The sequence below is a fragment of the Kribbella jiaozuonensis genome (genome assembly GCF_005233875.1).
Classification (GTDB): Bacteria; Actinomycetota; Actinomycetes; order Propionibacteriales; family Kribbellaceae; genus Kribbella; species Kribbella jiaozuonensis.
In genome coordinates, this window is record NZ_SZPZ01000002.1 from 227,174 (window position 1) to 239,862 (window position 12,689).

Here is a 12,689-nt window from a genome sequence, read left to right on the forward strand (position 1 = left end):
CCGGTCCCAGGCCCCCCTTGAACCGTCTGCGGATGACGGTGCCCCCACCCCATCCATCCCTTGAATCGGGCTGAGTAGGGCAGGCGTTACACAGATCGCCGATATTCGTAAAAATTGCGCAAAGATGCGCGAGATAAGCCTTACCGAGCGGACCGAGGTGTGCGGTTCAGGCGACGGAGGCCCAGGCGAGGTGCGCCGCGCCGAGCAGGCCGGCGTTGTCCAGCTGAGCCGGCTCCACAGTCAGCTCCGCGACGAACGGCAGCTGCGCCAGTCGCTTCACCCACGCCTGCACCGGGTCGAACAGCACCGGCCCGGCCTTCGCGACCCCGCCGCCGATCACGACCGTGGTCAGGTCGACCGTGACCGCGGTCGCCACGATCCCGGCGGCCAGCGCCTGCGCGCCGTCGTCGAAGATCGCCAGCGCGAGCTCGTCACCGGCCGCAGCGTCAGCAGCCAGTACGGCGGCATCCACGTCCTCGTCCGTCCGCCATCCACGCCGCTTCGCCCGGGCAACCATCCGCGGGCCGCTCGCGTACGCCTCGACGCAGCCGTACGACCCGCAGGCGCACGACTCGCCGTCCTGGTCGACGACCACATGGCCGATGTGCGCCGCGTTGCCGGACTGCCCGATCCACGGCTTGCCGTCGACGACCAGGCCGCCGCCGACGCCGGTCGACACGACGATCCCGAGCAGCGTCTCCGCGTCCCGGCCGGCGCCGCTCCAGAACTCGCCGAGCGCGAAGCAGTGCCCGTCCAGACCGAGAGCCACGGGTACGTCGCCGGTCAGCGCCCGGACCCGGTCGACCAAGGGGAAGTTGCGCCACCCGGTGATGTTCACGGGGGAGACCAGGCCGTGCTGCTGGTCGAGCGGACCGGCGGAGCCGATGCCGACAGCCAGGGGAATGACGTCGCCGCGGACGCGCTTGATCAGCTCACCGAGAGCGGCGAACACCTCATCGGCGTCGCCGGGCGGGGTGAGGATCCGGTCGCCGGTGAGAATCGTGCCGTCCGCGGACACCAAAGCGGCGGCCATCTTCGTGCCGCCGATGTCGATTCCCAGCACGGTCTCCCGCGCTATCGCTTCGTCGTCGCTCATCGTCCCCCCGGTCAGGGCGGTCAGGTCGAGAGACAACGTTATCCGTAGTCGGCTCGAACAGACAGAGGTGAATGCAAGTAATCACGGTAAACCCGCAGGAAGACGGCAGTTAACTGCCATGACAGGTCCTGACAACGATGCCCCTCCAGGCCTCGAAAGGCGGCTAATTATTAGCCGCCGGTGACAGCTGGCGCGCGAACCCCGCGGCAGGAGAGGGTTGGGGGATGAGTGATCAACTGGATCGGGATGCCGCCGGCTCGCTGGTTGTCGGCTTCAGTGGGACGACTGCCACCGACGAGCTCCGGCGGGGCGTCGCCGGTGGGCTCGGGGCGGTCATCCTGTTCACCCGCAACGTCGCGGACGCCGAGCAGGTCGCCGCGCTGACGGCCTCGCTGCGGGCGGAGCGCCCGGATCTGATCGTGGCGATCGACCACGAGGGCGGCGAGTTCAGCCACCTCGCCCCGGCGAACCCGTGGCCGCTCGCCTCACCGCGCCTGCTCGGCGACCTGGACGACCTCGACCTGACCCGGGCCTCGGCCCGCGACGCCGCGGCGACGCTCGCCACTCTCGGCATCGACCTGATGCTCGCGCCGTCGGTCGACGTGAACAGCAACCCCGCGAACCCGATCATCTCCACCCGCTCGTTCGGCCGTACTGCGGACGTCGTCTCGCGCCACGGTGTCGCGTTCGTCGAGGGCGTCCACGAGGCGGGGATCGCGGCCTGCCCCAAGCACTTCCCGGGCCACGGCGACGTGGCGGTCGACTCGCACTCGGACCTGCCACGCGTCGACCGCTCGATCGAGGAGGTCCAGGCGGTCGAGCTCGCTCCGTTCCGGGCGACGATTGCCGCGGGGGCCGACGTCGTGATGAGCGCTCACATCGTGTTCTCGGCGTACGACGACCAGCCGGCCACTCTCTCGCACCGGGTGCTGACCGGACTGCTGCGCGAGGAGCTCGGCTTCTCCGGGGTCATCACGACCGACGCGCTCGAGATGCAGGCGATCACCAAGAACCGGTCGATCGAGGACGCCGCGGTCGAGTCGATCGCCGCCGGCGCCGACCTGGCGATGATCGCGGTCGGTACTGCGGACCCGCACGCCCTGATCGACCGCGTCGCCGATGCCGTGCGCGGCGGCACGCTGAAGGCCGAGCGCGTCGCCGACGCGGCCGCCCGGGTCCGTGCCCTTGCCGCTTCGCTAGGTCAGCGCACCCGGCAGCCGGGTCTCGACGGCGCCCCGATCCGCGAGGTCGCCGCCCGCGTGGTCGCCAACCAGTCGTTCCCCGAGCTCGGCCCGGCGCCGTACGTCGTCGACCTCACCCAAGGCCTGCACCCGGCCTGGAACCCGTACTTCTCGGGTCTCCCTGAGATCTTCACCCGCATCGCTCCCGGCGCGGACGGCGTCGTACTGCGTGGTCAGCACCGCGAGACGAACGCGACCGAGCCCGAGAACGACGCGATCGCCAAGGCAGCCCCAGCCGCCGAGGGCCGGCCGCTCGTGATCGCGATCCAGGACGCCGGCCGTACGCCGTGGATGCGTGAAGCCCTCACCCACCTCCTGCAGAAGCACCCCGATGACGTGTTCGTCCTGTGCACCGGCATCCCGGAGGACCAGGCTCTGATCCCCGAAGGAACGCCCTCTGCGACCACGTCCGGCCGCAACCTGGTCGTCCTGGAGGCCGTCGCGAGGGAGTTGACCCGCTAGCTGGGGCGGCAGCCCAGCTCCAGATCGAGGGCGTGCTGCTCGACGTAGTTGAGGGCGTGGCGGACCGCGCCGACGGACACGATCGCGTCGCCGAGGGACGAGACGGCGATGCGCGGCGGCGTACTGGTGTAGCCGGCCAGGTGCTTCTCGAGGTCGGGCAGCAGCGCGGCGGCGGCCTCCGCGACCGCGCCGCCGAGGACGACGAGCTCCGGGTTGAACAGGATGCCGACGGTGGCGATCACCCGGGCGGTCCGGGCGGCGATCTCCTGAAGGATGCCTAGGGCAACTTCATCGCCCCCGGCCGCTGCGCTGAACACCTGCTCGGCGGTCACCTCGCCGCCGTCGGCCAGCGTGCGCAGCGACGTCTCGACGGCCGGGTCGGCGACGGCCGCCGTACCGTTCTCGCGGGCGATCCGGGCGATGCCGTGGGTGTCGCCGACGCCCTCGATCAGCTTGAGGAACACCATCTCGCCGGCGCCGCCGCGGCTACCGTGCAGCAGCCGCCCGGAGTCCATCAGCCCGGATCCGAACCGCTCGCCGGCCAGCAGTACGACGAGGTCGTCGACGTTGCGCGCCTCGCCGCGCCAATGCTCGCCGAGGGTGGCGAGGTTCGCGTCGTTCTCCAGCAGGACCGGCCAGCCGTGCAGCTCGGTCAACCGCTTCGCCAGGTCGCCGTCGAAGCGCCGCCAGAACTCGTCGTCGACCAGGATGTTTCCCTCCCGGTCGACCGGTGCCGCGACGCCGACGCCTGCCACCAGCACCTGCTCGTTCGACACCTCTGCGGACGCGAGCGCCTCGATCACCGTCTCGTGCACGATCTCGGTCCGCTCGACCGGCGTCTTCACTCCGGCCGCGGACCGCCCGGCCTTGGCCACCGTCTCGCCGCGCAGGTCCGAGACCAGCACGGTCGTCTTCGAGGCGCCGATGTCGATGCCGAGCACATACCCCGCGTTGTTGTTGTACTCGAACCGCCGCGAGGGGCGGCCGACCGACGTACGGCCCGGGTCGAGCTCGACCACCCAGCCCATCGAGATCAGGTCGTTGCAGACCGCGTGCACGGTCGCGCGGGTGAGGCCGGTCGCCTCGATCAGGCCGGTACCAGTCATCACCCGCGCGCGGGTGAGCACGCCCAGTACCTTGCCCGCGTTCACCCGGCGCAACATCGTCGGTGTGGCCGTCGGCGGGGTAGCCGGTGGTTTTGCCATGAAAGCCCCTTGACCTGTCGTCGTACCGACCGCAGAATACATGCAGATTCTAAATTTAGAGCCTATATATAAACCCTGGGTTACCAACAGATTCCGAGTGAGGCGATCGTGACGAGTCCGCAGAGGACCGATCCCGACTGGTGGCGGCAAGCCGTCGTCTACCAGATCTACCCGCGCAGCTTCGCCGACGCCAACGGTGACGGCGTCGGGGACCTGCCGGGCATCATCAGTCGAGTCCCGTACCTGGTGGCGCTGGGGATCGACGCGGTCTGGCTGAGCCCGTTCTACCCGTCCGCGCTGGCCGACGGCGGGTACGACGTGGACGACTACCGCAACGTCGACCCGCGGCTCGGCACGCTGGACGACTTCGACGAGCTGATCGAGGCGCTGCACGCCGAGGGCATCAAGCTCATCGTCGACATCGTCCCGAACCACACCTCCGACCGGCACGAGTGGTTCGTCGAGGCGCTCGAGGCGGCCAAGGGCGAGTCGGCCAGGGAGCGGTACATCTTCCGCGACAGCCCGGACGGCGCCCCCGACGAGCCGCCGTCGGACTGGGACTCGGTGTTCGGCGGTTCCGCCTGGGCCAAGACCGACGACGGCCAGTGGTACCTGCACATGTTCGCCGCCGAGCAGCCGGACCTGAACTGGCAGCACCCGGAGGTCCGCGCGGACTTCCTGGAGACGCTGAAGTTCTGGTCGGACCGCGGGGTCGACGGCTTCCGCGTCGATGTCGCACACGCGCTGGTGAAGGACCTGTCCGAGCCGTTCCCGTCGAAGGCCACGCTGCCGCGGCAGTCGGAGTCGAACGGCAAGCACCCGCTGTGGGACCAGGACGGCGTCCACGAGATCTACCGCGACTGGCGCAACCTGCTGAACACCTACGACCCGCCGAAGTCGGCCGTGGCCGAGGCGTTCGTACCGGCTGCCCGCCGGGCCCGGTACGCGAGTGCCGACGGGCTCGGGCAGGCGTTCAACTTCGACCTGCTGCAGGCCGACTTCGAGTACGAGAAGTTCCGCAAGGTGATCGAGGCGAACCTCGCGCTCGCCGAGGAGAACGGCTCGTCATCGACCTGGGTGTTCTCGAACCACGACGTCGTCCGGCACGCCACCCGCTACGGCCTGCCGAAGAACCCGAAGGGCGGCTGGCAGGACGGCAAGGACTGGCTGCTGAGCAACGGCACCGAGCCGACGGTCGACGTCGCGCTCGGCCTGCGCCGGGCCCGCGCCGCGACGCTGCTGATGCTCGCGCTGCCGGGATCGGCGTACCTGTACCAGGGCGAGGAGCTCGGTCTGCAGGAGGTCGGCGAGCTGCCGGCCGCGAACCTGCAGGACCCGGCGTACTTCCGCTCGAAGGGCGCCGAGAAGGGCCGCGACGGCTGCCGGGTGCCGATCCCGTGGACCGTCGACGGGCTGTCGTTCGGCTTCGGTCCGGGCGGGTCCCACCTGCTGCAGCCGAAGTGGTTCGGGGCGTACTCCGTCCAGGCGCAGGACGGCGACCACGAGTCGACGCTCAGCATGTACCGCAAGGCTCTCGCCGTACGGCGTGGTCTGCGCACCGGCAACTCGCTGACCTGGGTGGACGCGACGGACTGGGTTCTGCACTTCACCCGCGACGGCGGCTGGCAATGCATCACGAACTTCGGCGCGGCTCCGGTCGAGCTGCCCGACGCCGCTGTCGTGCTGTCCAGCGGTCCGCTCGAAGGCGACAAGCTGCCGAGCGCCACAACTGCCTGGCTGATCTAGCCAGGTTCTACAGACTCGTTCCGGTCAAGCCGTCGGCCCCTGTCGACTGCCCTCCCCCTGTGGCCGGAGCGAACCGTCGGAGCGGGTGCGGTGGCGGATGCGGCGGGGCGGTCGCACCTCCACCCTCCCACCGACGGAACTGGTTGTGGCGGGGGCACCGGGCGGCTGCCCCCGTCACAATCCAGCTCTCGATCCAGCAAGTGTCAGGATAAGTACCGTGACGACGCTTGCTGATGTGATCGCGGTGATGGATCGGCTCTACAACCCGGCCTGGGCGGAGTCCTGGGATGCGGTCGGGCTGGTGACCGGCGATCCGGAGCAAGAGGTACGGCGGGTGTTGTTCGCCGTGGATCCGATGCGGGCCGTCGTCGACGAGGCGATCGAGGGCGGGTTCGATCTGCTCGTCACGCATCATCCGTTGTTGCTGCGCGGTGTGAACAGTGTCGCGACGACCACGCCGAAGGGCCGGGTCATCAACGACCTGATCCGCGGCGGTGTCGCGCTGCATGTCTGTCACACCAATGCCGACAATGCGAACCCGGGTGTGAGCGACGCGCTTGCCGCCGCGATCGGGCTGCGGGACACGCGGCCGTTGAAGGCGATGCCGGCCGAGCCGATGGACAAGGTGGTCGTGTTCGTCCCGCTCGAGGAGACCCAGGCGATGCTGGACGCGCTGGCGAAGGCCGGCGCCGGGCAGATCGGCGACTACGAGCGAGCCGCGTGGAGCGGTATCGGCGAGGGAACGTTCCGGCCGCTCGAGGGCGCGAACCCGACGATCGGCAGCGTCGGCGATATCGAGGTCGTCCCGGAGAACCGGGTCGAGATGATCCTGCCGCGGCACAGGCGCCGAGCGGTGGTCGAGGCCCTGATCGCGGCGCATTCGTACGAGGAACCGGCGTACGACGTCTATGAGCTGGCGTCGCAGCCGAGTGAGCGCGGCGGCGGGCGGATCGGCGTACTCGCGGAGCCGTTGCCGCTGGCCGACTTCGCGCGGCTGGTGGCCGAGAGTCTGCCGCGGACCGAGCACGGCGTCCGTGTATCCGGCGAGCTGGATCGGATGATCGAGACCGTCGCGGTGGTCGGGGGAGCGGGCGATTCCGAGTTCGATCGCGTCCGGGCGGCGGGCGTGGATGCGTACCTCACCGCGGACCTGCGACACCATCCCGCCACCGAGGCCCGTGCGTACGGCGACCCCGCGCTGGTCGACGTCGCGCACTGGGCCAGTGAGTGGCCGTGGCTGGCGGATGCGGAGCGGCTCCTGCGCGATGGGCTCGCGGCCCAAGGCAGTACCGTGGACACTCACATCTCAACACTTTGCACGGACGCATGGACCTTGCGGATCTGAGTGCGCCGCCACGACCTAAGGAGACGACTCTGAACGCCGAGCCCGCCGTCCAACGCCGGTTGCTGGACCTGCAGGATCTCGACCTGCAGCTGGATCAGGTCGCGCACAAGCGCGCGTCGTTGCCCGAGCACCAGGCCCTCAAGGACCTGTCCGCCGAGAAGTCCGTGGTCGACCGCGAACTCGTCACCGCCGACACCGAGGTCAGCGACCTGCAGCGCGAGCAGAAGAAGGCCGACAGCGATGTCGAGCAGGTCCGCCAGCGCCGTGCGCGCAACCAGCAGCGGCTCGACTCCGGACAGGTCACCTCGCCGCGCGACCTGGAGAACCTGCAGCACGAGATCGGTTCGCTCGACCGCCGGATCTCCGACCTGGAGGACTCCGAGCTCGAGGTGATGGAGAAGCTCGAGGCCGCCGAGGTCGTCCAGGCCGACCTGCGGACCCGGGCCGAGGCGTTCGCCGGCCGGCAGTCAGAGCTGGAGACGACCCGCGACGGCGCGCTCAAGGAGCTCGACGAGCAGCGCGCGCAGGTGACCGACAAGCGGACCGCCGTCGTCGCCGAGCTGCCGGAGCCCCTGGTCGCGCAGTACCAGCGGCTGCGTGAGCACAACGGCGGCATCGGCGCCGCGCCGCTCGTCGGCAAACGCTGCATGGGTTGCCGGATGGAGCTCGCCCCGTCCGACCTCAACGCGATCAAGGCAGCCCCGCCGGACGCCATACTGCGGTGTGAGGAGTGCGGCCGGATCCTCGTCCGTACCTCGGAGAGCTCGGTATGACCTATTCGCACGTCATCGTCGAAGCTGACGGTGGATCGCGGGGCAATCCGGGACCGGCGGCGTACGGCGCTCTCGTGCGTGATCCGGCGACCGGCGAGGTGATCGCGCAGCAGGGCAGGACGCTCGGCATCGCGACCAACAACGTCGCGGAGTACTCCGGACTCATCGCGGGGCTGGAGCTCGCCGCGGAGTACGCGCCGGATGCCTCGATCGAGGTGCGGATGGACTCGAAGCTGGTCATCGAGCAGATGGCCGGCCGCTGGAAGATCAAGCACCCGGACCTGAAGCCACTGGCGATCAAGGCGCAGGGCCTCGCGCCGTTCGGCACCGAGTGGACCTGGGTGCCGCGTGCGCAGAACTCGGCCGCGGACGCGCTCGCGAACAACGCGCTCGACGGTGTGCCGATCCCGCTGAAGCCGGAGGCCGCGGGACCGGGCCCGGGAGTGGTGCAGGAGCCGTCCGATCTGCAGAAGGCGTTGCAGGGCTGGGGTCCGCAGGCCGAGCCGCCGACGCAGCTGATCTTCCTCCGGCACGGCGAGACGCCGCACACCGTGGAGAAGCGCTTCTCCGGTGCCGGCGGCGACGATCCGGCGTTGAGCGACACCGGTCGCGCGCAAGCGGTAGCCGCAGCGGAGTACCTCTCGCGTATCGGCGGGGTCGACGCGGTGGTGACGTCGCCGATGGTGCGGGCCCGGCAGACGGCCGATGCGGTCGCGTCGAAGCTCGGGCTCGAGCCGGTCGTCGACAACGGCTGGATCGAGTGCTCGTTCGGCGACTGGGACGGGCACACGTTCGCCGAAGTACAGCAGAAGTGGCCGGAGGCGCTGAACGCCTGGATGGACTCGACGACTGTCGCGCCGCCCGGCGGCGAGTCGTTCGACACCTGTGCGCGACGGGCACGGTCGGCGCGGGACGGGCTGCTGGCTCGCTACCCCGGCAAGACAGTCGTCGTGGTCACGCACGTGACACCGATCAAGCTGATGGTCCGATCGGTGCTGCAGGCCCCCATGGCGTCGATCTTCCGGATGGAACTGCGCCCCGCAACCCTGACCGAGATCCACTGGTACGCCGACGGCCTCGCGTCACTCCGCTCGTTCAATATCCAGCCTGCTCTAGTCTGACGGCATGCCGCTGCAGAGAGTTCACTTCGCCGAGGACGTGCCGGAGGTGTTCCGGGCGTCGTTGCAGGACATCCGTCGGGAGCAGGAGGTCCCGGCCGACTTCCCTCCCGAGGTGACTGCCGCGGCGGTGGCAGCGGCTGCGAACGTGCGGCTGCCGGAACTCGACCGGACCGACATCGAGTTCGTCACGATCGATCCGCCGGACTCGATGGACCTCGACCAGGCCTTGCACATCGAGCGGACCGGTGACGGCTACACCGTGCACTACGCGATCGCCGACGTCGGCGCGTTCGTCCAGGCCGGCGACCCGATCGACGTCGAGGCCCGGAAGCGTGGCGAGACGCTGTACGCGCCGGACAAGCGCACCCCGCTGCACCCGCCGGAGCTCTCCGAGGGCGAAGCCTCCTTGCTGCCCGACCAGGTGCGACCCGCCCTGCTCTACACGATCACCGTCGACGCTCGCGGCGAAGGCACCGGTGTCGTCTGCGAGCGCGCGCTGGTGAAGTCGCGGCTCAAGCTCAACTACGCCGGCGTACAGAAGGACCTCGACGCGGGTACGGCGTCCGAGTCGCTGCAACTGCTCCGCGAGGTCGGGAAGCTCCGCGAGGAACGCGAACTGGAACGCGGCGGCGTCAACCTGCCGATCCCCGACCAGGAGGTCGTCACCTCCAACCACGGCTGGGGTCTGGAGTTCCGCGCCCCGCTGCCGGTCGAGGGCTGGAACGCGCAGATCTCGCTGCTGACCGGGATGGCCGCCGCAGGGCTGATGATGAAGGGCAAGATCGGGATCCTGCGCACGCTGCCCGAATCGCACGACGACCTTCGCCGCAAGCTCGGCAACACCGCCAAGGCGCTCGGGATCGTCTGGCCCGACGACACGACGTACGCCGCGTTCATCCACGGGCTCGACCCGAAGGTGCCGGCGCATGCGGCGATGCTCGCGGCGTGCACGGTGCTGTTCCGCGGCGCCGGGTATGTGGCGTTCGCGGGAAGCGTGCCGGCGTCGCCGCAGCATGCCGCGATGAAAGCGGAGTACGCGCATGTCACTGCGCCGCTGCGTCGGCTCGTGGATCGTTGGACCGGGGAGATCTGCGTCGCGCTCTCGGCAGGTACCGAGGTGCCGGCCTGGGTGCGCGAGTCGATGGACGAGATCCCGAAGATGATGGACGACGCGGACCGGCGGGCGCATGCGTACGAGCGGTCGATCGTCAGCATGGTCGAGGCGGGCCTGGTCGCGGACCAGGTCGGGTCCGAGTTCGACGGCGTGATCACGGACGTCGACGAGCGGGACAAGAACCGCGGCATCGTCGCGCTGTCCGCGGTCGCGATCGAGGGCCGCGTCACCGGTACTGCATTGCCGCTCGGCAAGGAGGTCCGCGTGAAACTCGTCGAGGCCGACATCGCCAAGCGGACCGTTTCGTTCGAGCTAGTCGGCTAGGTAGTCCTCCAGCGCGGCCGTCGTTCGCTCCAGGTCGCCCGTCGCAAGCAGGTCAATCAGCGCACCGCGCAGCATCGCCAGTACGCCGGTACGTCGCGCCACCGCATCCGGGTCCGGTTGTGTTGCCTTGAGCAACTCGAGCCAGTCGTCGACCGTCGAACGCGCGAAATCCGCCCACGGCCCCTCGGGCGCGACCAGGGACCGCCCGTACGCCTCGACCCAGAACGTCATCAACGGCCGCCGCTCCGGCGCCGACATCCAGGTCCACAACTCTCGTGCGACCACCTCCAGCCCGGGTGGTACGTCGTGCTGGTCCTGAATGCGCCGTAGAAGCTCCAGCTCATCGGCGCGCGCACGGGCGAGCAACGCCCGGATCAGGCCGTCCTTGCTGTCGAACAGGAACAGCAGTACGCGCGGGCTGGACCCGATCGCGGTCGCCAGCGGGCGCAGCGACAGGTCGGCCAACCCGTGGGTGAGCGAGTAGGCGTACGCGCGCTCGAGCAGTTCCTGCTGGCGAGCAGACGGGGCTTCCTTAGTCGACGGCACCCGGTTAGTATCTCTTACTGAAACAGTCGTGTCAGTAGATCGGGTGGACGAATGATCAGAAAGCTGGGACAGCCGGGCGATCTCGGCTGGGTGGTGCAGGCGCACGCGGAGATTTACGCGGCGGAGTACGGCTGGAGTGCGCAGTACGAGGTGCTGATCGCGCAGATCGTGGCGGCGTACGCGTCCGACCACGACGACGAGCGCGAGGCGGCGTGGATCGCCGAGGTGGACGGGGAGCGGGCGGGCAGCATCTTCTGCGTGCGCGGGCCGGACGAGACGACGGCGCAGTTGCGGCTGTTGCTGGTGACGCCGGCGGCTCGGGGGTTGAAGCTCGGTGTTCAGCTGGTCGACACGTGCCTGGAGTTCGCCCGCGCTGCCGGTTACAAGCGAATGGTGTTGTGGACCAACGATCCGTTGGTTGCCGCGCGCCACATCTACCTGTCGCGCGGATTCCGGCTCACGGCCACCGAGCCGCACGAGATGTGGGGCGACGCGTTGGTTGGTCAGACCTACGAGTTGGACCTCTAGGTCCGGCAGGCCGGAGCGCCTGGCGACGGGGTCTTGTAGATCGCGTGCGACAGGAAGGCGTTGAGGTAGCCGTTCGTGACCGTGAGGGCGTGGCGCGGGCCGACGGTGCCCAGCGGTAGGAACTTCCTGAGCGGGTAGGCCAGGTAGTAGACGCCGTAGTCGGTGAAGTTGAAGTGCCGGCTGCCGGGGATCGTCGCGCACCACGCCGCGCCATTGCTTGCTTTGAGCAACGACAGGGCGCGGTTGCGGTCGGTGTCGTTCTTGGCGTCCGGGCCGCACACGCTGGTGATGCACGAGTCGTCCGCGCCGAGCAGCATGATCGGTGCCTTGACGCCCTTCGTCACCACCTCGCCGAACTGGCTGCCGTCCAGGTCGACCGCGGCTGCGCAGCGTTGGTCCTGCCGACAGGCTTCGAGCGATGCCGCGCCGCCGAACGAGTGGCCGACGTACGACGGTCCGACCGCGGAGTCGACGGAGCCCGGGAGCTGTTTGGCGACCATGCCGGCGGCGAAGCGCGCGTCGGCCGACCAGACCGTGACGAGGTGGTCGCCGACCTGTTGTGAACTCTCGGTGCTGTCACCGAGGTTCGGCGGGTTCGCTTCGGGTTTGCTCTCGACGGTCTTACCGCCGAGGACAGTGAGATTCGCGCTGTACGTCGGCGTGACGCCCGCGACGAGGTACCCGTGACTCGCGAGATCCTCTGCGAGAGCGGCGTACATCGGGGCGGACAGACCCATGCCCGGCATCAGGACGACGACCGGGAAGCGGCCGGGTGCGACGGCGACGCGATCGAGGGCACGGTCCTGGAGGGTGTCGAACGGTCCCTGGAAGACCGCGATCGGCGACTTGAGATGGAGGCCGCTCCACTCGCCCGGGGCGTACTGGACACGGCGGCCGGTGGTGTCTTTGGCGACCGGGTACCAGAGCCAGACGGCGAGCTTGCGGGGGCCGTCCGCGTATGGGTCGCGGCGCGGTGTGTCGGTCCACTCGAACGTCCGGCGGCCGACCTGATAGCTCCCGGTCGTTTCGGGTAGCGATACCGGTTCAGACCGCTGGATCAGCACCCACCCGATGTACCCGGCCCCACCGAGCAGGACGATCAGCAGCAGGATCACGATCCCGGTCCGCACCCGTCTGCGCATACGCCCAGTTTCTCATCGCCTACGGGTCGAACCGGGCTCCGACCCA

General features: G+C 69.4%; 11 protein-coding genes. 7 read left to right on the forward strand and 4 right to left on the reverse strand.

Annotation, left to right across the window (positions count from 1 at the left end):
* Positions 1 to 166: 166 nt before the first annotated feature.
* Positions 167 to 1,096: an ROK family protein gene (locus FDA38_RS12700; protein WP_137254236.1), complete on the reverse strand. Its 930-nt coding sequence runs from the start codon at positions 1,094 to 1,096 to the stop codon at positions 167 to 169.
* Between the two features lie 224 nt (positions 1,097 to 1,320).
* Between FDA38_RS12700 and nagZ the strand changes: the two genes are divergently transcribed.
* Positions 1,321 to 2,799 (forward strand): beta-N-acetylhexosaminidase, encoded by a 1,479-nt coding sequence (gene nagZ, locus FDA38_RS12705; protein ID WP_137254237.1) that lies wholly within the window; start codon positions 1,321 to 1,323, stop codon positions 2,797 to 2,799.
* Here the strand turns inward: nagZ and FDA38_RS12710 are convergent.
* Positions 2,796 to 4,004, reverse strand: coding sequence for an ROK family transcriptional regulator (locus FDA38_RS12710; RefSeq protein WP_137254238.1), 1,209 nt, complete (start codon positions 4,002 to 4,004; stop codon positions 2,796 to 2,798). The two genes, nagZ and FDA38_RS12710, sit on opposite strands and share 4 nt — an antisense overlap.
* Positions 4,005 to 4,112: 108 nt before the next feature.
* Here FDA38_RS12710 and FDA38_RS12715 point away from each other — a divergent pair, with 108 nt between their 5' ends.
* From FDA38_RS12715 to FDA38_RS12735, 5 genes are all read left to right on the forward strand, one after another.
* Positions 4,113 to 5,750, forward strand: a complete 1,638-nt coding sequence (locus FDA38_RS12715; protein WP_170989716.1) for a glycoside hydrolase family 13 protein — start codon at positions 4,113 to 4,115, stop codon at positions 5,748 to 5,750.
* A gap of 217 nt (positions 5,751 to 5,967) precedes the next feature.
* Positions 5,968 to 7,095 (forward strand): Nif3-like dinuclear metal center hexameric protein, encoded by a 1,128-nt coding sequence (locus FDA38_RS12720; RefSeq protein WP_233714680.1) that lies wholly within the window; start codon positions 5,968 to 5,970, stop codon positions 7,093 to 7,095.
* A complete protein-coding gene (locus FDA38_RS12725) occupies positions 7,077 to 7,868 on the forward strand; it encodes a zinc ribbon domain-containing protein (RefSeq protein ID WP_137254241.1) in 792 nt (263 codons plus the stop codon). Before FDA38_RS12720 ends, FDA38_RS12725 begins: the two co-directional genes overlap by 19 nt.
* Positions 7,865 to 8,989, forward strand: coding sequence for a bifunctional RNase H/acid phosphatase (locus FDA38_RS12730; protein ID WP_137254242.1), 1,125 nt, complete (start codon positions 7,865 to 7,867; stop codon positions 8,987 to 8,989). The genes FDA38_RS12725 and FDA38_RS12730 overlap by 4 nt, the downstream gene beginning before the upstream one ends.
* A gap of 4 nt (positions 8,990 to 8,993) precedes the next feature.
* Entirely contained in the window at positions 8,994 to 10,427 is a 1,434-nt protein-coding gene (locus FDA38_RS12735) for an RNB domain-containing ribonuclease (protein WP_137254243.1), read from the forward strand.
* Here the strand turns inward: FDA38_RS12735 and FDA38_RS12740 are convergent.
* Entirely contained in the window at positions 10,416 to 10,973 is a 558-nt protein-coding gene (locus FDA38_RS12740; protein ID WP_137254244.1) for a TetR/AcrR family transcriptional regulator, read from the reverse strand. The genes FDA38_RS12735 and FDA38_RS12740 overlap by 12 nt on opposite strands.
* A gap of 51 nt (positions 10,974 to 11,024) precedes the next feature.
* Between FDA38_RS12740 and FDA38_RS12745 the strand changes: the two genes are divergently transcribed.
* Positions 11,025 to 11,501: a GNAT family N-acetyltransferase gene (locus FDA38_RS12745; protein ID WP_137254245.1), complete on the forward strand. Its 477-nt coding sequence runs from the start codon at positions 11,025 to 11,027 to the stop codon at positions 11,499 to 11,501.
* On the opposite strand, the gene FDA38_RS12750 is transcribed toward FDA38_RS12745, so the two are convergent.
* On the reverse strand, positions 11,498 to 12,643 hold the full coding sequence (locus tag FDA38_RS12750) for an alpha/beta hydrolase family protein (RefSeq protein WP_137254246.1): 1,146 nt from the start codon (positions 12,641 to 12,643) through the stop codon (positions 11,498 to 11,500). The genes FDA38_RS12745 and FDA38_RS12750 overlap by 4 nt on opposite strands.
* Positions 12,644 to 12,689: the final 46 nt, after the last annotated feature.